General features: G+C 43.9%; 14 protein-coding genes. 12 read left to right on the top strand and 2 right to left on the bottom strand.

The features are described from left to right. Positions 1–6: 6 nt before the first annotated feature. On the bottom strand, positions 7–414 hold the full coding sequence (locus C1N53_RS07845) for a hypothetical protein (protein ID WP_137758776.1): 408 nt from the start codon (positions 412–414) through the stop codon (positions 7–9). 62 nt (positions 415–476) lie between these two features. Between C1N53_RS07845 and C1N53_RS07840 the strand changes: the two genes are divergently transcribed. From C1N53_RS07840 to C1N53_RS07830, 3 genes are all read left to right on the top strand, one after another. After that, positions 477–2,915 (top strand): GNAT family N-acetyltransferase, encoded by a 2,439-nt coding sequence (locus C1N53_RS07840; RefSeq protein ID WP_137758775.1) that lies wholly within the window; start codon positions 477–479, stop codon positions 2,913–2,915. A 74-nt stretch (positions 2,916–2,989) separates the two neighbouring features. Further along, the gene (locus tag C1N53_RS07835) at positions 2,990–4,702 is read left to right on the top strand and encodes a PAS domain-containing hybrid sensor histidine kinase/response regulator (protein WP_137758774.1); all 1,713 of its coding nucleotides are present in this window, start codon (positions 2,990–2,992) and stop codon (positions 4,700–4,702) included. A 177-nt stretch (positions 4,703–4,879) separates the two neighbouring features. After that, the gene (locus C1N53_RS07830) at positions 4,880–5,833 is read left to right on the top strand and encodes a GNAT family N-acetyltransferase (RefSeq protein ID WP_137758773.1); all 954 of its coding nucleotides are present in this window, start codon (positions 4,880–4,882) and stop codon (positions 5,831–5,833) included. Positions 5,834–5,862: 29 nt separating this feature from the next. Here C1N53_RS07830 and C1N53_RS07825 read toward each other — a convergent pair whose 3' ends face one another. Further along, positions 5,863–6,339, bottom strand: coding sequence for a hypothetical protein (locus C1N53_RS07825; RefSeq protein WP_137758772.1), 477 nt, complete (start codon positions 6,337–6,339; stop codon positions 5,863–5,865). A 178-nt stretch (positions 6,340–6,517) separates the two neighbouring features. On the opposite strand from C1N53_RS07825, the gene C1N53_RS07820 reads away from it, so the two are divergent. The 9 genes from C1N53_RS07820 to C1N53_RS07780 all read left to right on the top strand — a co-directional run bounded on the left by C1N53_RS07820 (position 6,518) and on the right by C1N53_RS07780 (position 20,505). Beyond that, positions 6,518–6,970 carry an RpiB/LacA/LacB family sugar-phosphate isomerase gene (locus tag C1N53_RS07820; RefSeq protein ID WP_137758771.1) on the top strand — a complete coding sequence of 151 codons (453 nt, stop codon included), beginning with the start codon at positions 6,518–6,520 and terminating at the stop codon, positions 6,968–6,970. Between the two features lie 71 nt (positions 6,971–7,041). After that, the gene (gene gndA, locus C1N53_RS07815) at positions 7,042–8,460 is read left to right on the top strand and encodes an NADP-dependent phosphogluconate dehydrogenase (RefSeq protein ID WP_137758770.1); all 1,419 of its coding nucleotides are present in this window, start codon (positions 7,042–7,044) and stop codon (positions 8,458–8,460) included. 63 nt (positions 8,461–8,523) lie between these two features. After that, positions 8,524–10,032: a glucose-6-phosphate dehydrogenase gene (zwf, locus tag C1N53_RS07810; protein ID WP_137758769.1), complete on the top strand. Its 1,509-nt coding sequence runs from the start codon at positions 8,524–8,526 to the stop codon at positions 10,030–10,032. Between the two features lie 13 nt (positions 10,033–10,045). Next, complete coding sequence (gene pgl / locus C1N53_RS07805; protein ID WP_137758768.1) at positions 10,046–10,768, top strand: 6-phosphogluconolactonase; 723 nt, start codon at positions 10,046–10,048, stop codon at positions 10,766–10,768. Positions 10,769–11,676: 908 nt separating this feature from the next. Beyond that, positions 11,677–14,817: a TonB-dependent receptor gene (locus C1N53_RS07800; RefSeq protein WP_137758767.1), complete on the top strand. Its 3,141-nt coding sequence runs from the start codon at positions 11,677–11,679 to the stop codon at positions 14,815–14,817. Positions 14,818–14,826: 9 nt separating this feature from the next. Next, positions 14,827–16,470: a RagB/SusD family nutrient uptake outer membrane protein gene (locus tag C1N53_RS07795; RefSeq protein WP_137758766.1), complete on the top strand. Its 1,644-nt coding sequence runs from the start codon at positions 14,827–14,829 to the stop codon at positions 16,468–16,470. A gap of 110 nt (positions 16,471–16,580) precedes the next feature. Next, entirely contained in the window at positions 16,581–18,074 is a 1,494-nt protein-coding gene (locus C1N53_RS07790) for a PQQ-binding-like beta-propeller repeat protein (RefSeq protein ID WP_168193988.1), read from the top strand. A 151-nt stretch (positions 18,075–18,225) separates the two neighbouring features. Further along, positions 18,226–19,071, top strand: coding sequence for an endonuclease/exonuclease/phosphatase family protein (locus C1N53_RS07785; protein WP_168193987.1), 846 nt, complete (start codon positions 18,226–18,228; stop codon positions 19,069–19,071). 195 nt (positions 19,072–19,266) lie between these two features. Then, positions 19,267–20,505 carry an ROK family transcriptional regulator gene (locus C1N53_RS07780; protein ID WP_137758764.1) on the top strand — a complete coding sequence of 413 codons (1,239 nt, stop codon included), beginning with the start codon at positions 19,267–19,269 and terminating at the stop codon, positions 20,503–20,505. Positions 20,506–20,562 lie beyond the last annotated feature (57 nt).

Genomic DNA, 20,562 nt, shown 5'->3' with positions numbered 1-20,562 from the left:
AACGACTTATACAGCCACCTTAAATTGTTCCAGCCATTCTACAGCGCTTTTTTTATCTGTAAACATGCGCGTAGGATTCCTAGGCTTGTTCACCATGATAAAAAAATTGGCTGTCATTTTTATAACCGGGGAATTGATGAGGATAGCACTCGCCAGAACCAGTTCATTGCCTTCATTGGCCAGGTAGTCGCGTGCCTCTTTGGTAGAGTGCTTCACATTGGTAATATCAAACAGGCATGGGTAAGACACGCCCTCGAAAAACGCCATCCTGTCTTTCACAATAACCGAAGTTATAGCTACATCCAACTCCTCAATTTTCTTGAAAGTGCAAAGAGCAATGCCATTTGCAATCTCAATTTTTGAGTAAGTTGTTTCTATTTTTTTGTTAAATTTTTCGCTTTCCAAATCTTTCATTTGATTTGAATTATTTTACGCTTAGTTTGTTTTTCTAAGAATGGCTACAAATTTAAAATAACATGGCTAAAATCCGGCACAATAATATATTAGATACGGTAGATTCTGTACTTTCGGTCTCGAAAAAGAAAGGTATTATTCACCTTCATGCTGAAGATGAATCACTTGATGGGCAGACCCTCACGCTGCAGGGAAAAAAAGTTTTACACTTTGGCACCTGTGGTTACCTGGGGCTCGAGCATCACCCGGAAGTAAAGCGTGGTGCCATAGAAGCTATTGAGCGGTATGGCACACAATTTCCAATGTCCAGAACGTACGTTTCAAATCCTTTATACAAGGAACTGGAAGAGCGTGTTCAGGCCATGTATAATGCACCTGTTGTTATCTCTAAAAACTGTACCCTCTCGCATCTTACAACCATTCCAAGTATCATTCGACAGACGGACCTGGTTATACTGGATCACCAGGTACATGCCAGTGTACAGGAAGCTGTAAAGAAAATGCTGAGCCAAGGCGTAACAGTTGAAATGATCAGGCATAATAACCTGGAAATGCTTGAAGACCGGATACGCAAACAAAGAAACAAGTTCGACAGGATCTGGTATATGGCAGACGGCGTGTATTCTATGTATGGTGATTTTGCACCTATCAAAGAAATGATTGCCTTGGCAGAAAAATATGAGCAATTGTATTTATACGTGGACGATGCGCATGGTATGAGTTGGGCAGGCAAGCACGGAACAGGCTATGTCATGAGCCAGATGGAAAACGGTTTGTACCGTAAAATGATATTGACGGCTAATCTTGGCAAAGGCTTTGGAGCCTGTGGCGGTTTATCTCTTTTCCCGGATGAAGAATGGTATAACAAGGTAAATAACTTTGGCGGTCCGCTCACTTTTTCTGTACAGATAGAACCTGCCACACTGGGAGCGGCGCTGGCTTCTGCCCGGATCCATATGAGTGACGAAATTTATATCTATCAGGAACAGCTGCAGGATAAAATCGCTTATTTCAATACTTTGCTGAAGCAAACCGACCTGCCGCTGGTGCACGAGAGCGAGAGTCCTATCTTTTTTATCGGGACAGGCAGCATGGATATGGGCAATTACCTGGTGCAGGAACTGCTCCGGGATGGTATTTATGTAAACCTGGCTACTTTTCCGGCCGTACCAGCTAAAAATATTGGTATCCGGATTACGATTTCTCTGAATAACTCCTACGAAGCCATTGAAGAGTTGGTGACTAAGCTACAACTGCACTTTAACAGGGCACTTCAGGAAACGAACCAAACCATTGAAAAGATCAGAAAAGCTTTTAAAATGCCTGCCCTGGAAGTGACAACTAACCATCAGGAAGCTGGTACACCGGCAGCTGTTGCTGTAACTAGGTATAATACCATTGCAGCTATAGATGCTGCTGAATGGAACCGCTATGTCGGTCACCAAGGCATGTTTGACTGGAACGGCCTTCGGTTTCTGGAAGAAGTATACCAAGGCAACGCAGAAAAAGAAAACAACTGGCTTTTCAGGTACTATAGGGTGGAAGATCAGAAAGGCAAAACCATTTTAATGACTTTTGCAACCGTTGCCCTGCTCAAAGAAGATATGTTTTTAGAAGCATCCATCTCTAAGGCAGTAGAAAAAGAGCGGGAACTCAATCCCTATTACCTTACCTCCACAGGCATTGTAATGGGTACTTTATTTACAGAAGGAAATCATATGTACCTTGACAGGGAAAGCCCTTACTGGAGAAATGCTCTGAAAGCTTTGATAGGAGAGTTATACAAAGAGCAGGAGCAACATCATGCCAGTAGTATTCTCCTGCGTGACCTGGACGCCAACGATCCGGAACTTAAGGAATTTATGGTGGAACATGATTTCGTTAAAATGGATTTGCCGGAGTCGTCTGTGGTGGAGACGTTAGGTTGGGCATCTGAAGAAGAGTATGTTGCCACGCTCACGAAAAAGAGCCGGGTACATTTTATGCAAAAGATCAAGCGCAACGAGCATTTATTCAGAGTAGAGGTGAAGGAGGCTTTATCAGCAGATGAGCTGCAGCACGCCTTGCTTCTTTTTCAGCAGGTGAGGGAGCGAAACATAGCCATTAACAGTTTTGCACTACCGGAAAAGCTGTTCCATCACCTGAACACGACCAATGAGTGGGAGTTTGTATTGCTGTACCTGCATGAGAATATCTCTGATAACAGAAAACCTGTTGCAATCGGCTTCTGCCATAAAAATGCCGACCAGGTATACAGCCCTATGTATATTGGAATGGATTACGATTATGTGCTGGAGTATGGAGTTTACAGGCAGATGCTTTACCAGGTGGTGAAGCGGGCCAATGCGCTGCATTGTGAAAAGATGAATTTCGGTATTTCGGCTTCTCTCGAAAAGAAAAAGCTTGGAGCCACTCTGCATCAGAAAGTAGGCTACTTCCAGGCCAAAGATAATTTTGAGATGGAGATGATGCGCGCCACCATCGCCATTGAAAAAGACTAAACGTATAAAACCTATAAAAGCAGGACTTGCCGGTCTTAAAGTGGCAGGTCCTGCTGTTTTGCAACCTAACTAACGTGAAAGTACTCAAAGAAAGAATTGAAGAAATTATCACCCTGATTGCTGAAGTAGCAAACGGCAACTTCGACTATGAAATTGAGGCTTCTGAAACCGGCGATGAGCTGGATGCCCTTATATCCGGAATCAGTATGCTTGGGCAGGAGCTTAAAAGCTCTACCGTCTCGAGAGACTTCATGCAGAGCATCTACAAAGGAGTGGTGGATGTTTTGTTGGTGCTTAACAAAGACTTTACCATCCGGAATGTGAATGAAGCCTGCGAAGATTTGTTCGGATGCAAAGAAAACGAACTGCGTGGTCTGCATTTAACAGAAGTTTTAGACAATCCTGATAAGCAGGGAATAAGCCATATAATAAAAGCACTGGAAGCAGACGGCAAGTACATGAATGCTGATGCCCAGCTGATGCTCAGGAAACAGAACAGGTTGATTTCTGTTTCATCCTCTTTTTCTTATCTGTTGAATAACAGGCAGGAAGTCGACGGCATACTTATCATAGCAAAAGATATTTCGGAGCTGAAGCAAAAAGAGCTGGAGCTGAAAGAGGCTAAAACAAAAGCGGAAGCAGCCAACGAGGCAAAAAGTAATTTTTTGTCGAGCATGAGCCATGAAATCAGGACACCGCTGAACGGTATTATGGGCTTCACAAACCTGCTCATGGAAACGGAACTGAACCCCGACCAGGAGCAGTACGTGCGGCTGATCAATACCTCGGGCATAGCCCTTACCAAACTTTTAAGCGATATACTGGACCTGCACAAGATCGAGCAGGACAAAATTACAGTTGAGCATATTCCATTCAATATCCGGGAGAGCATCACATCTAACCTGGAACCATACAAACACCTGGCGCAAAGTAAAGGTCTCTCACTTACCTGTGCATTCGATGCGCTGGTACCCGAGGTGGTGCAGGGTGACCCCACCCGCATCAACCAGGTGTTGATTAATTTGGTAAGCAACGCCATTAAATTTACCTCGAGCGGTAGTATTCACGTGGAAATTAAGGCAGGGCAGAGAACAGCAGATTCCACCCGAATCCCACTGATTTGTACCGTAACAGATACCGGAATAGGTATTCCTCCTGAAAAGCAGGGCCTCATTTTCGACTCCTTCACACAATCCGATCAGTCAACTAACCGGAAGTATGGTGGCTTCGGGCTTGGATTGGCGATCAGCAAAAAGCTGGTAAACCTGATGCAGGGCGGGATAGAGGTACTGAGCCCGCTGCCAGGCCTGCTGCATGGTTCTCAGTTTAAATTTACAGTAGATGTAGAGGCTGTACCAGAAGCCGGACAAATGCCTTCACCAACAGGACCTGTTACAAAAAGTAAGCTCGAAGAGAATGTCCATTTTCTGGTGGTAGATGACAATGAGCTAAACCGCATGCTTCTGGAGAACGTGTTGAAAGGCTACGGAGCCTTTGTTACAACAGCCAGAAGTGGAGAAGAAGCGCTGCAGCTCTCTAAAACAACTGAATTCAGCCTGGTGTTTATGGACTTGCAAATGCCAGAGATGGATGGTTTTGAGGCAACCAGATTACTTAGAACGGCAGGTTTTACAAATCCTATCATTGCTTTTTCAGCCAACGTTTACCAGGAAGATATCCAGAAAAGCCTGATGGCAGGTATGAACGATCATCTGAGCAAGCCTTTTTATCCAAGCGACCTGGATGCACTGCTGCAAAAGTGGATGCCTTACCTGCTTTTGTCTTAAGCAAATATACTGATCCGGTTGCCAGCCCGGTTTATTTAGCAGCGTAAATAAAACAATTGTATAGTCGTTTTCCCGTGGTGCAGCCAGAACACGGTTATGAGAATTTTTGAGAATGATTTGCACTTGCAAATTTTATCTTATTACATTTGCGTAACTAATTACATAATTGTTTACGCAATGGAGTTTTTTAACCAGATAGGCAAAGTAGCTTTGGGCAGCAGGCTGCGGATGTTAACAGAAAAAATAACCGAAGACGCAGCCCAGATATATAAACTTTACGACATCGCCATGCAACCCAAATGGTTTCCTGTGTTTTATGTGTTGTCGCAGGGAGAGCAGAAAACGATTACAGCCATAGCCAAAGAAATAGGGCATTCACATCCGTCTGTTAGTAAGATTATTGCTGAAATGTCGAAGAAAGGGCTTGTACTGGAGGAGAAGGATTCCCGTGACGGCAGAAGGAACCTGGTGAGGCTTTCTGAGAAAGGGCACGAGATCACAGCCAAAATTCAGGATCAGTATGCCGATGTAAGCAGGGCAATCGAAGACATTTCTGCACAGGCGACACATGACCTGTGGCAGGCAATAGAAGAGTGGGAGTTTCTCCTGGAGCAGCAATCGCTCTTACAGCGTGTAAAGCAACAGCAAAAGCACCGTGAGAGCCAGCAGGTAAGCATTGTGGAGTATAATTCTGCTTATGCAGCGGCATTTAAAGCACTCAACGAAGCATGGATTTCCAGGTACTTTAAAATGGAAGAGGCCGACTACAAAGCCCTGGATAATCCGGAAGGTTATATTCTGAAAAATGGAGGTTGCATTCTCGTAGCTTTGTACAAAGAGGAGCCGGTAGGTGTATGCGCTTTATTAAGCATGGATGATGCTGAATATGATTTCGAGCTGGCTAAAATGGCAGTAGATCCCAAGGCACAAGGTAAGAACATCGGCTGGCTTTTGGGACTGGCCGCGAAGCAAAAAGCCCTGGAAAGAGGGGCTAAAACCCTATACCTAGAGAGTAATACTGTTTTAAAGCCAGCAATTAACCTGTACCACAAGCTTGGTTTTAAAAAAGTTGTCGGCCGTGCAACACCCTACGAGCGTTGTAATATTCAGATGGCGCTACACCTGGTATAACCGTTCTTCTAAGGGTATGTTCATGCGGTTTAATGTTCAGCAGGAGCCAAAGCAGAGCAGTCCAAGGCATCGAACCTGATCGCATAGCTACTCGAATCAGCTATAAATTCACGGCCAGTGGCGCTGTTGTAGCTGTAAGGCTTTTGAAACAGTTTGTTGTTCTCAAGTTTGAAATGCACCGGCAACGTGTCCTGCCGTCCTTCCTGGCTGAAGGTCCAGGTGGCCTTGATTTCATTCCCTTTTCTGGAACCTTGTATTGTGCCGCGCCTGGCATCTTTTTCAAAAAGCTGGTTCGTAAAATAGCCTGTTATATTTTCTTCTTTGATTTCTAGCTGTACCCAGGCTGTATCTTGGTGCTGATTACCCGATACGCTTTGGAAGCAGCGCTTTACCGGTTGTTCGTCTGGCTGCTGCCCCGAGGCCGATGTCTTATGTGCTTCTCCTGTGTTGCTGTTACAGCTAAAGAGGCCTGTTGCCAGGAAAATAGAAAATAAGGAAGTTCTCATTTCAGGTATCTGTTAAATTGTAGTGGTTGTATGGTTTGAACGTATGAATTACCACAAAAAGTCTTTTAAGAATATATTCAGGCAAATACTATAATCGTGGTGGTTTATATATAATCCTTATATTTGAGCATCGCATTGTCGCTTTATAAGCCAGGTTTAACTAAAGTAGTGAAAGATCATGAAAATAGGGATAGCAGCAGATCATGCAGGTTTCGAACAGAAGCAAAACCTGGTGAAGCAACTTCGTGAGGCTGGATATAGTGTAACAGACTATGGTGCTTTTGAATACAATGCGCAGGATGATTACCCGGATATTATTCTGCCCCTGGCAAAAGCAGTGGCATCGGGTGAAGTAGCAAAGGGCATTGCCGTATGTGGCAGTGGCGTAGGTGTATCCATTGCTGCCAATAAAATAGCGGGAGTGCGTGCGGCACTTATTACAGAAACTTACTCTGCGCACCAGGGAGTAGAGCACGACGACATGAACCTGCTATGTCTAGGAGGCAGGGTGATCGGGCCTGTGCTTCAGTGGGAGCTGGTAGAGGCATTTCTAAAGGCACGGTATCATGGAGAAGAAAGGTTCCAGCGCCGGCTCGATAAAGTGAAGGCTTTAGAGCAGCGGAAAGCATAGTAGAATAGTGTGGGCTGGTGTAAACTTGCCCATGAATATAAATACAGAACAACCTAATACAAGTCTTGTTTATGAATGAAACACAGTATGATTTTGGTATTGTAGGGTTAGGCGTGATGGGCAGAAACCTGTTGCTGAACATGGCCGATAATGGCTTTTCCGTGATAGGCCTTGATTTGGATCCTTTGAAAGCGGCTGCACTGGAAGCAGAAACCGGCCAGGGGAAAACGGTGCGCGGCACTACCTCTGCCGAAGAGTTTGTAAGCGCCCTGCGCAGGCCGAGGGCACTTATGCTGCTGGTGCCAGCCGGAAAACCAGTTGACGCAGCCATTGCCAACTTGCTGCCGCTGCTGGAAGAAGGCGATATTGTGATAGACGGTGGTAACTCTTACTTCCCGGACACAGACCGCCGTGTAGAAGCTTTGGCTGCCGAAGGCATCCACTTCTTCGGGATGGGTATTTCAGGAGGAGAGAAAGGTGCACGTTTCGGACCAAGTATGATGCCGGGCGGAAACAGGCAGGCCTATGAAAGGCTTCGCCCTGTTTTTGAAGCGGTAGCAGCCAAAGTAAACGGTGAACCCTGTGTGGCCTATTTAGGCAATGGCTCGGCAGGAAACTATGTGAAAATGGTGCACAACGGCATCGAGTATGGCGTAATGCAGCTTATCGCAGAAGTTTACGACCTGTTGAAACGCTGCCTCGGACTCGACGATAAGGCCTTACAGCAGACCTTTGAGGAATGGAACCAAACAGAGCTGCAGTCTTACCTGGTTGAAATTACCGGTGAAATACTGAAAAAGCAGGACGAGGAGACGGGCACAGCCCTGGTTAACCTCATCTCAGACCGTGCCCGATCGAAAGGTACCGGTAAATGGACTTCTCAGAATGCAATGGACTTACAGGTGCCGGTGCCAACTATAGATATGGCTGTACTGATGCGTGATATGTCTAAATATAAAGAGGAAAGAGTAAGTGCCGCAGCTTTGTTGAAAGGCGTTTCAGCTGTTGCCGAACCACAGGATAACCAGAAGCAGGCGGTAGATCAGGTGCGAAATGCTTTTTTCTTTGCGATGCTGGTTACCTATGCGCAGGGGCTGGTACAACTTCGGGTCGCTTCTGCAGAGTATAATTATGAGCTTGAGTTGCAGGATGTCGCCCGTATCTGGCGCGGCGGCTGTATTATCCGGGCTGCTTGCCTAGAAGATTTCAGAAAAGCTTTTGAAAATGCTCCTGAACTACCTAATATCCTGCTCGACCCGCAGATAGGGCAGAAGTTACTGCAGCGGCAAAACGATATGAGAGACATCCTGAAACTGGCTATCGACAAAGGAATTCCAATGCCGGCTATGATGTCTTCTTTAAGCTACTTCGATGCTTACCGTAGCGAAACATTACCAACAAATCTTATACAGGCACAGCGTGATTTCTTTGGTGCCCATACCTATGAGCGTATAGACCGGGAAGGTATCTTCCATACAAAGTGGAATTAAGAAGTATGCATGGGCTACTTTCAGATTTTCATTCCTTATATGCTGCTTAAATTTAACTGATAGATGAATACAGGCAAAATAGCTGTACCGACCGTAGTGGTCATATTTGGTGGAACCGGCGATTTAACAAAAAGAAAGCTGGTGCCTGCTTTTTACCATTTGTTCCTGGAAGGGTGGCTTCCCGATAAATTTGCTATTGTCGGCCTAGGCCGTTCAGGATTTAACGATGCCGATTACCGGGAGCATCTTCACGAAGGGCTTACGCTGTTTTCCCGAAGCGGCAAACCTGCCGAGGAAAAATGGGCACAATTCCAGCAGTCGATCACTTTTCTGCAATCTGATATCGATAACCCGGCTTCTTATACACAATTGGCAGAGCGGTTAAATGCCTTCGACCAGGAGTGGGGAATGAGAGCCAACCGTCTGTTTTACCTGTCGGTTGCCCCTCGTTTTATCGAGGCTGTTACTGTTCATTTAGGAGAGGCCGGCGTGGCTAGTGAAGTAGAGCGTGACCGTATTATAGTAGAGAAACCTTTCGGAAAAGACCTGGCTACAGCGCGTAGCCTGAACCAGCTGCTGACCCAGACATTCCAGGAGAGCCAGATTTATCGTATCGATCATTACCTGGGCAAAGAGACCGTGCAGAATATACTGGCTTTCCGTTTTGCAAATGCACTTTTCGAACCATTATGGAACCGGAACTACATCGACTTTGTGCAGATTACGGTGGCTGAAATGGTGGGAGTAGAAGACAGAGGGGGATACTACGAAGGAGCAGGCGCTTTGCGCGACATGATTCAGAATCACCTGCTGCAGCTTTTGTGCATGGTGGCCATGGAGCCTCCTGTTTCATTTGAAGCCGAGGAAATTCGTAACCGGAAGGTGGATGTACTGCAGGCTATCCGTCGTTTTACGTACGAAGACGTCAATCAGAATGCGGTGCGCGGGCAGTATGGCCCGGGTTGGGTGCAGGGAGAGAAGGTGCCAGGCTATCGCGAGGAAGAGGGTGTAAACCCCGGTTCTAATACCGAGACCTACGCAGCCCTTAAGTTGCACCTGGACAACTGGCGTTGGCAGGGCGTGCCGTTTTACCTGCGTACCGGCAAGCGGCTGCAGGAGAAAACTTCTTCCATAACAGTACAGTTCCGGCCTGTTCCACACTTGTCGTTCCCTACATCTCTGTCGGAAAACCTGATGCCAAACAGGCTGACCATCAGTATTCAGCCACAGATGGACATCCGTCTACGCTTTACGGCAAAAAGACCAGGACTTTCCATGACGCTGATTCCGGCTGAAATGGTATTTGACTTTAACAGCTACTCTAAAAACTCTCCGGAAGCATACGAAACACTGTTGTTAGATGCCATGCAGGGCGATGCTACGCTGTTTATGCGTGCCGATCAAATAGAAGTGGCTTGGGAGGTTATTTCACCTATACTGGATACCTGGGATTCCAGGCCATCTCTCGAGTTTCCGAACTACGCTGCCGGTATGTGGGGACCTGAAAACGCAGAAGCATTAATTGCCAGGGAAGGCCATACCTGGGCAGTCTCCACAGTCAGGAACAGGTAAATCAGAAAGAAACATGTTACAGATATACGAGAATACAAAAGAGCTAAGTAAAGCAGCTGCAGAAGCTTTTGTGAACGTGGCTCGTGAAGCCGTGCAGCAACGGGGAAAGTTCACTGTTGCACTTACAGGAGGATCATCTCCGGTAGAGTTGTACCGTTTGCTGGCGCAGGCCCCTTATCGGAATCAGGTTCCATGGCAGCAGACATATATTTTCTGGGGTGATGAGCGATGGGTGCCCTTAACCGACGACAAAAGCAATGCGAAAATGGCATTTGAGACGCTGCTGAATCTGGTGCCGGTTCCGAAGGACCAGGTATTTCCGATGTGGAAGGAGCTGGAGCCTGCGCAATACGCAACAGAATATGAGCAGCTTCTTCGCCAGCATCTAGGACAGGAAAACCCGCAGTTCGATCTAATACTACTAGGTATGGGTGACGACGGGCATACCGCTTCCTTGTTTCCGGGAACGGCAGTGCTTCACGAAAAAACAAAACTGGTGCAGGCATATTACCTGGCTCCACAGGAGATGTACCGCATTACCCTAACTGCTCCATGCATTAATGCTGCACGCCACATTTTCTTCCTGACGTTCGGCGAGAAAAAAGCGGATGCTTTGTATGAGGTGCTGGAGGGCGAAGCGAATGTTGAACAGTACCCATCACAACTAATTAAACCCTTCCAGGGAGAACCAACCTGGTTTGCCGATAGGGCGGCTGCAAAACGCCTCACGCGTTAAGCATATAATATAGGTGTTATTCTAAATCGGATAGCCGTACAGGTGCTTTAAAAAAAGCGCCTGTACGGCTATTTTTTTAAAGCCATATTACCCTTCTGGCTCATCTTCTGCTGAAATGCGCTGTCGTACTACTGTGCTGCACAAGATGCTGTTACAGCATCTAAATAAATCAGCTCGTTTTAGCAGCTTTCACCCCCTCGAAAAGCTCACCTCGGCTAAATTTATTTTATTATTAAGTCCTGTTAGTGATTCTTAACATAATAGTAAAACACATTTCTTTTCATAGAATATATAAACCAATAATTTTGACTTATTAAAAAAAATAACAAAAGTATTGTTTGTAATTTAAAATTTTTGCTTCTTTAGATAAACATTCAACATGTTCATAAACATCAAAGAAGGTTCGAGCTAAGGCATCCGGTAAGTAGGATAAACAAAAATGGTAAGAATGTCTGCTCAAGCTTTGAGTAAGTGTACAGCCTGAAGAAGCAACATATAGAGTTTTGGTGTAAGGTCGATGCCGTACCGTGGCACCTTCTACAGGATCAGGTAGGAGGTTTTAGAAAGATAGAGGAAGCAGGTACTAGCTATTGATTCAGAAGAAATTAGTGAATAGGGTTTAACACTTTCTTTCCTGATTAAGAAGCTGCACCAAGTTAAGTTCAAAAGATTATAGGATAAAGTAGATAATAGCTGATACAATTTAGAAGCGTTTCGCCTGGAAAAACCTGAAACGCCATTTTTTAAAGTAGCAGTTGAATCACTTTTAAGTAATAAACCACTGTGTCAGGAATGGCTTGGAAAATATACTCCGGCCACTGAAGTGAATAGGCTATTGCTTTAAAAAGCCCAGCCTGCAGTACTTATTTTAATCAGGAACAGAATAACCACTAAACTTTCATGTTGTTATGAACCAAAAGTTACAATCAAGAAACAGTGGAGGCTCGCGTCGAAGATGCTCGCTGCTATTGTTGGCCGTGCTCGGTTTCGCCCCTATAGAAGGCTATACCCTCGGGCATGAAAACGCAGCCTCCGGTTCGATGGTTGCCATGAATTCCCCCCTCGACAAAAGCCAGGACAATACGGTAACAGGTGTAATAAGAGGCACCGACGGGCAGCCACTGCCTGGCGTGTCGGTATCGGTTAAAGGAACTAGTACCGGAGCCATTACAGATGTAAATGGCCGTTTCACCATTAATGTTGCTGGTGTTTCAGATCCGGTTCTGGTTGTATCCTATATCGGTTTTCAGCGTCAGGAGATTACCATAGGCAGCCAAAGTACTTTCGATATCTCCCTTCAGGAAGATGTTAAAATGATGGATGAAGTGGTGGTGGTAGGTTATGGCACCCAGAAAAAGGCCAACCTGACAGGTGCAGTAAGTCAGGTTACATCGGAGGTGCTGGTAAACAGACCAATTACGAACTTGAATTCTGGACTACAAGGTACTATGCCAGGGGTTACTATTACAGGTGCCTTAGGAGCTCCAGGTAATAATGCAGGTAATATTAGAATCAGGGGTATTGGTACCTGGGGTGATGCATCACCACTAGTAGTGATTGATGGTGTGCCGGGTGGTAACCTTAACATTTTGAACCCAGATGATATTGAAAGCATATCGATTCTTAAAGATGCTGCTTCCTCTTCTATTTTTGGAGTACGAGGGGCCAATGGGGTAATTATGGTGACCACAAAAAAAGGTACAACTGGAAAGCCTAGTATTTCTTTTAATACTTATTTTGGTTTGCAGACACCTACAGCTCTGCCTGAATTTTTGGGATCACCGGAGTATATGGAGCTCTTGAATGAGGCAATGGTCAATGCAGGAAGAAATCCTACTTATACTGATGAAGATATTGCCATTGCCAGAAGCGGCTCTGATCCTAATTACTTTGCTAACACCAGGTGGATGGATGAAATCTTTAAAAAGCATGCTCCGCAACAAAATCACAGTTTAAGTATAAATGGTGGTACAGATGGTATGAACTACTACATCTCTTATGCATATCTTAATGAGGGGGGGTTAGTTACAGGGGATAATTTTAGTGCTAACAGACATAACATACGTGCAAAAATTTCTACGAAGATAATTGATAGAATAGATGTGACTGCCAATATGGGTTATGTAGATAGAACTTATACTAGCCCAGCAAATGGAACAGGTTCAATTAGCGCAGCTACATCTATTTTGCCACTTGTACCTGTACGCAATACTGCTGGTAGTTGGGGGTATATCGGCGGGCAAAGTAATCCTGTTGCTTTAGCTACAGACGGTGGATACAATGATTTTACTTCACAAGAGTTTACAGGAAATTTAAATGCTACTTTAAATCTATTTAAAGGGTTTAATCTTCGTGGTCAATATGCCTTATTTAGATCTAACTCCAAACGAGATATTTTTAATAAAACTATTAATTATTTTAGTCCTGAGGATGGAAAATTAGTTTATCAAACAGGAAACCCTAATAAATTTGAGACAAGAGATTACTCAAATATTAAAAAAGGTATTATTGCTACTGCTGAATATGAACGCAGGTTTGCTGATAAACACGACGTCAAGCTGTTGTTAGGTGTTTCTCAAGAACAAGAATTAAGTGATAATTTTGAAGCATCAAGGACCCATTTACCTACTCAATCAGTAGGGCACATCAGGCTAGGTACAGACAATCAACTGAATGATGGTAGTGCTACTCAAAGTGCTTTACGCTCTTTGTTTGGCAGGGCAAACTACGGTTTTAATAATAAATATTTAATTGAAGGAAACTTTCGCTACGACGGCTCATCCCAATTTATAAGCAACCTTCGCTGGAAATTATTTGCGGCTGGTTCAGTAGGGTGGGTATTTACTGAAGAGAACTTTTTTGCTGGACTAAGAGATGTTGTTGAGTTTGGTAAAATTAGGGCTTCTTACGGAACACAAGGTAATGATAGAATTGGAAATTATGCCTTTATGGACATTTTAGGTCCCGTACAGACTATGCCAATTGGAAATGCAAACAGGATTGGCTATAGACAAACAATTGTTGCTAATGAAATTCTTACTTGGGAGTCCGCAATTAAATCAAATATTGGAATTGACTTAGCATTCTTAAGGAATCGCTTAAATATTTCAGCTGATTACTTCATTAATCAAAGTGATAATCTGCTTCTTAATTTACAAAATCCAGCAGTGTTTGGTGCTCCTGATCCAATACAAAATGCCGGTAAGATGGAGAATAGAGGTTGGGAATTGCAACTAAACTGGAATGATAGAATCGGGGAAGTGAGTTATGGTGCGAATTTTAATATTTCTGATGTAAGAAACAAAGTTGTTGATTTAGGAAATTCTAATCCAACTTATGGTGATCGAGTAAGGTTTATAGGCCAACCCCTAGAAGCATTTTATGGTTTGGTGGCAGAGCGAATTGCGCAAGAGTCTGATTTTCGATATGATCCAGAATCTGGAGAGTTTGTACCTGACTTTCCGTACATCGCTACTGATCCAGTTCGTCCTGGAGACATCATCTATAAGGATCTAAATGAAGATGGCAAAGTTACACTTGACGAAGATCGTCAAGTAATTGGTAGCCATATACCAAGGTATACCTATGGCTTCCGAGGGAATATCGGCTGGAAAGGTTTTGATCTTAACTTTTTCTTACAAGGCGTTGGTAAAGTAAACGGCTATCTGACTGGCTCTACTCGACATGCTTTCATGGATCAAAGTACAATGCCGCAGCCTATCCATTTGGATCGTTGGACACCCGACAATCCTAATGCAAGCTACCCTCGTCTTTCATTTCAGCAAACTTTTAATCAACGTTTATCAACCTTTTGGTTAGAAGATGCTTCTTATTTAAGACTAAAGAATGTTCAGATCGGCTATACACTGCCGTCGACTATTTCGGAGAGATTAAAAATTAATCGCTTAAGAGTATATGCTTCTGCTGATAACCTGTTAACCATAACAAATTTTTTCTATGGATATGATCCTGAATCACCGGTAGGTGGAGCAAATTTTTATCCGCAGGTGAAAACCTTTGTGTTTGGTCTAAATATCAACTTAAAGTAAGAATTTTCAATGAAAAATAAATTTATATTCGGCTTAGTCTTTAGTACAATGCTTCTTAGTTCATGTAATAATGATTTTTTAGACATAGCACCTAGGGATGTTCTTTCAAATGATAATTTTTGGGAAACTGAGGAGCAACTAGTTTTGGCTGTTGATGCACTATATGCCAACGTGAAAGCAAAAAACACGGTCGATATGGAAAACATGGGCGATAATACTTTATGGCCTTCAACGACAGCTTATCAACAAATTGGTAGTGGGGTTTATGGGCATGACCTTCCGACTTTAAATACTGAATGGACAACCCAATATCAAGCTGTTCGCCAAGCAAATGCCTTTCTAGAAAATTATAATAAGGCAACTTCTGTAAGTACAGCCAGAAGGGAAGCATTGGCAGCTGAAGCACGTGTAATCAGGGCACTTGGATATTTATTTCTAACTAGTTTTTTTGGTGATGTACCTTTAGTAACTACCACTCTAACAATTGAAGAAGTGTATGGGCCAAGAAATCCAAAGGAGGATGTAATAGATTTTATCCTTGAGGATCTTGAACTAGCTGCCACGCATTTACCCGCCGAGATTCCATCAGGTAATAATTTGGGAAGAATGAGTAAAGGGGCTGCTTTAGGTTTGAAAGCTAGGATTGCACTTTATAATGGGCGGTATGATATAGCTGAAAAAGCTGCTAAAGATGTTATGGATCTTAAGGTTTACCAATTATTTAACACAGGAGATCCTACACGAAATTATTACGAGTTGTTCACTTATAAAGGAAGGTTAGCAAATGGCCTGAATAAGGAGACAATGATTGCTCGCATGCACTTACCTGATATCTTAATGCACAATCTTAGTCGTGAAATTCAGGTGCCTGACCAAGTAATTCGGTGGAATCCCACCAAATCACTGGTAGACTCTTATCTGATGAAAGATGGTTTGCCTATTGATAAATCGGAACTTTATACGGAGAATAGTTATGCAGATATTTTCAAGAACCGAGATCCCCGTATGACACAAACCATATTAAGTCCGGGTGCTGCCTGGGGAGGGCGAGTTGATGGTAGAAATGTGAATGACGGTACATTTGTTGAACCTAAATTTGATAACGACCGCAGAGGAGCTGTAACCATAACAGGTTACTACTTTACCAAGTATGCTGAAATTTCTACTATTGGTCAGGTTGGTCGGGATCATAATGACATTCACCTGCTGCGCTATGCTGAAGTATTGCTGACCTATGCAGAAGCAAGAATGGAACAGGGTAAATTAACACAGAATGATCTAGATATAAGCATTAACCTGTTGCGTGATAGGGTAGGAATGAAGCACATGGAGCTTTCAGAACTGGCAAATCATGGTTTAGATGTTCGAGAGGAAATTCGCCGTGAAAGACGTGTGGAATTAGCTTTGGAAGGACAGCGTTGGTTTGACCTGATGCGCTGGAAACAAGGCTCAAAATTGGCTGAGGATGTAAAAGGTATGAAAAAGTCATGGGCGGCAAACCAATCGCATGTGGCAAACTTTGCACAGGATCAGAATGGCTATATCGTAGCTTTTAGCGGCAGAACCTTTGTGGCGCCACGTAATTACCTGTGGCCGGTTCCGTTGGCTCAACTCCAGCTCAACCCTAACCTGGGTCAGAATCCGGGCTGGTAATTAAGATATGCCTGTTGCTCCTGGTGCTTCAGCACTTGTGGTACAGTTGTAAGGGGCGACAGCGGCAAACGTTTATCATGTTAACATCAAAAACATCAAATGATAAAGAAATGGAAAAAGTAAAAGTCATGTTATTAAGCGTTTTGTTGAGCTTAATTGCATTCAGCTGTAAAGATGATGACTTAGGTGATCTGGTTCCGCCTGAAGTAGTTTTTAATTACACTCCAGCTACTCCTGTAGAAGGGCAGGAGGTTTTGTTTTACGCAGACAGGGCCGTTGGTTCCGGAGAAGTATCTACCTGGAACTGGAACTTTGGGGATGCCAAAGGTTCTACTTCGAACAAGCGAAATCCTTATTTCACTTATGAGGCAGCTGGTACTTATAACGTAACCTTAACAGTTACGAATGCTGCCGGGGCCACACATCAGGTTTCCAACCAAGTAGTAATTGCACCAAAACCGAAAGAGTTGGTAGCAAGCATTGTGTGGGAGTTTAACAATAATACAGCCGTTACTGCCATTAACGAAGGTTCTAGTTCACCCGTTATTGGCGATGATGGTACCATCTATTACCTCGAGTCTAGGTTTGGCAATAATGGTAAGGTTGTGGCTGTAACAGATCAGGGGCAGACAGCTCAATTAAAATGGGCTAGAGAAGTAGGTCACTATATTGCTAATGCTCCTTCAATTGGTCCAGATGGAAATATATATGTAAATACCTGGGATAATGCCAAAGCCATTCAAAAGCTGAATGGTCAGGATGGAACAGTTATGTGGACTGGTGGAGGTTCTGGAGTTTTGGGCGCTTCTAACACGACACCAGCCATAGACTCTCAAGGGAACATTTACCATGGGTCAAGGTTTACTGCACCAAATGGAGGATTCTTCTCTTTTAGTCCAACAGGAGAAAAACGCTGGCAAATTATTGGAGTTGGTGCCTTCTATACCGCGCCGGTTCTTAGTCCTGATGAAAAAACTGTTTACGTGCTTAATACCAACGAAGGTAAACTTTGGGCGGTGAACACGGCAGATGGTACCAGCAAATGGACAGAGTCGGTAGGTATGGGCAGTGGTACACATGGTAGCTCTCTTTCAATGGATGCTGATGGTACTATTTACTATACAACTAATGCACATGTTGTTGCTATCACTGATAATGGTACAACCGGGGCTGTTAAATGGTCAGCAACTGTTACCGGAGCAGCTCAGTCTGGTGTGGTAATCGGAGCCAACGGAGACCTTTACACCGGATCAGCCGCAGGCCTGGTTGCCTTAGAACCGGCTAATGGAAATGTTAAATGGACTTACAATTTAACAACTACTGAAAGTGTGCCTGCAGTAGACAAGAACGGCTATATCTATATTGGTTCTGCTGACGGAAAATTGGTAGTAGTGAGCAGCGAAGGTCTTTTGGCTAAAGAATTTCCGTTGGGAACAGGAGCTGTAAATTCCCCAACCATTGCTAATGATGGAACTGTGTATGTGGAGGCATTAGCCGGATCAAACATCAAGCTTTATAAAATAGCTGTAGAAGAAAGTGGTCCTGCCGATTCGCCATGGCCTATGAAAGGTCGTAACGTGAAAAATACGGCACAGACGAAATAGTATATTAGCAGTTTATGCAAAGCCATTCATCCCGGCAATCTTACAAGACTTGGAGATTGATGCGGATGAATGGTTTGCTTTCCAACATCTAAAAATTGATGGTAAAGTTGTTCATGCAAAAGCTTTGCCTTTCTGTATCTTGAAATTCAGTATGAAAAATATATTTCTTAGCCTTGCTGCGGGTATTGTTTTGTTCGCGAGTGCTTGTGGTAGTTCTTCAGAAGCACCTGCGCCATCACCGGAAGAAAAGCCGGGTGTAGAACGTGTGGCATCTTTAAAGGTAATGTCTTATAATATTCATCACTGTAATCCGCCATCCAAAGCCAATGTAATAGATGTAGGGGCCATCGTAAATGTGATCAACGCAGAAAAGCCTGACCTGGTAGCGCTACAGGAAGTGGATGTAAATACTCAGCGATCGGGAGTCAGTTTAAACCAGGCGGCAGAAATTGCAACCAGGCTGCGCATGAGCTACTACTTTGGTAAGGCAATAGATTACCAGGGCGGCGGATATGGTGTGGCTATTTTGTCTAAGTACCCCTTATCCCAGACGGTAGTGCATCGCCTGCCTACACTGCCGGGTAGTGGTGGAGAAGCAAGGGTATTGGCTACAGGTATAGTTACCTTGCCCGATGGCACTCAACTACGCTTTGGCAGCACTCACCTGGATGCCTTGTCAGATCCGGCTAACAGGCAGGCACAGGTAGACCAGATCAACAGCATTGCCTCCAATGAATCCCTGCCGTTTATTATTGCCGGAGATTTTAATGCTGTTAATGGTTCTGCCATCATCAACACCCTGGATCAGCGCTTTCAAAGGACCTGCAGCGGGTATTGTGCCCCAACCATTCCTGTAAACAATCCATCAAGAGCCATCGACTTTATAGCTTACAGGCACCCGCTAAATAAATTCAGCACCGGAAGTCATAAGGTAATTGATGAGCGCTATGCCTCAGATCATTTACCGGTAGTGGCTGTCATCAGCATAGCAGAATAATGAATACTCATATTGAATAAGTTCTTTCTGATGTTTTAGATTAAAGATCCTTTAAATATAATTAAGCTTATATTTGTTCTTTATTTTAAAGTATATATTAGCTAAAGTCGGAATTCTTTTTTAAAAATTTTATAAAAGTTCTTGCTTTAAAAGGAATAAATTACATTCTTTAGGTAATTAATAGCACGAGACGAAATGAGTACTTTGATACTTGAGGATTCCTACCTGGATACACTTAACCACGTTGAGAGGAAGAAGCATACTCAGAAGATAAAGATAATAAAGCACTTATATGTAAAAGGGCCTAAAACAAATGCTGACCTCTGTAGCGATTTCAATATCAGCTCACCTACATCTATAAATTTATTAAATGAGCTGATGGTTGAGGGACTGGTGGAAAAGCAGGGGAGAGGTAAATCGGAAGGTGGCCGCAAACCTGACCTGTACGGTTTGCGTGATCAGTCTTTGTTCGTGCTAAGTATCGCCATGGGAAGATTTAAAACCCGAATGGCCATCTTCGATAATAACAATAACAACATTACGGGGGTTAAGACTTTCCCTCTCAAGATATCAGAAGGTATTGCCGTGCTGGAGCAGTTGCAGCAGTTTGTGCAGGGCCTGATTGAGGAGTCGGGTATCAACTCAGATAAATTGATGGGTATCGGTGTAAGCATGCCGGGTTTGGTGGCTTCCAAAGAAGGAAATAATTATACCTACATGCATACAGATTCCGAACTGGAATCCTTACAGCAGGTGCTAACCAAAAGATTTAAAAAGCCGGTTTACATACAAAATGATGTGAAAAGTGCTGCAATGGCCGAACATCGTTTCGGTCTGGCCCGTGGTAAAAGAGATGTGCTGGTGCTTTCACTGGATTGGGGTGTTGGTTTAGGCGTGATCATGGATGGGAAACTTAGAAGCGGTGCCACAGGATTTGCAGGTGAGATTGGCCATATTCCCTTGGAGAATGATGGAGCCCTGTGCTACTGCGGAAAACGCGGCTGCCTGGAAACAGTGGCGTCGGGTATTGCTTTGGCAAACATGGCGAAAGAGGGGATCAAATCCGGTCAACACTCTTTGCTTAACCAGCTGTCGGATCAGGAAATAGACAGCATAGAGCCACAACTGGTTATAGATGCTGCCAACCGTGGAGACCAGTATGCCATTAATATTCTTTCTAAGATAGGTATGAACTTGGGGAAAGGTATTTCGATTCTGATTCAGCTGTTTAATCCGGAGCTCATTATTCTGGGAGGAAAAATTGCAGAGGCAAAGCAGTATATCACTACTCCGATTCAGCAGGCGATAAACACTTATTGCATGGCCCAGTTAAGAGAGAAAACAACCATAGCCTTGTCTGGTTTAGGACAGGATGCCGGCATACTAGGCTCTGTAGCTGTTGTTATGGAAAATATTTTTAGAGATCAGATTTGACCGGAACAGTGGTTTGGCTTAGGGTAAGGCTTGTCATAAATTAGCTTTTTCTGATAT

It is taken from the genome of Pontibacter sp. SGAir0037 (genome assembly GCF_005491705.1).
Classification (GTDB): Bacteria; Bacteroidota; Bacteroidia; order Cytophagales; family Hymenobacteraceae; genus Pontibacter.
The sequence above is the reverse complement of the archived record's forward strand: the minus strand, read 5'-3'. Positions and strand labels throughout refer to the sequence as shown.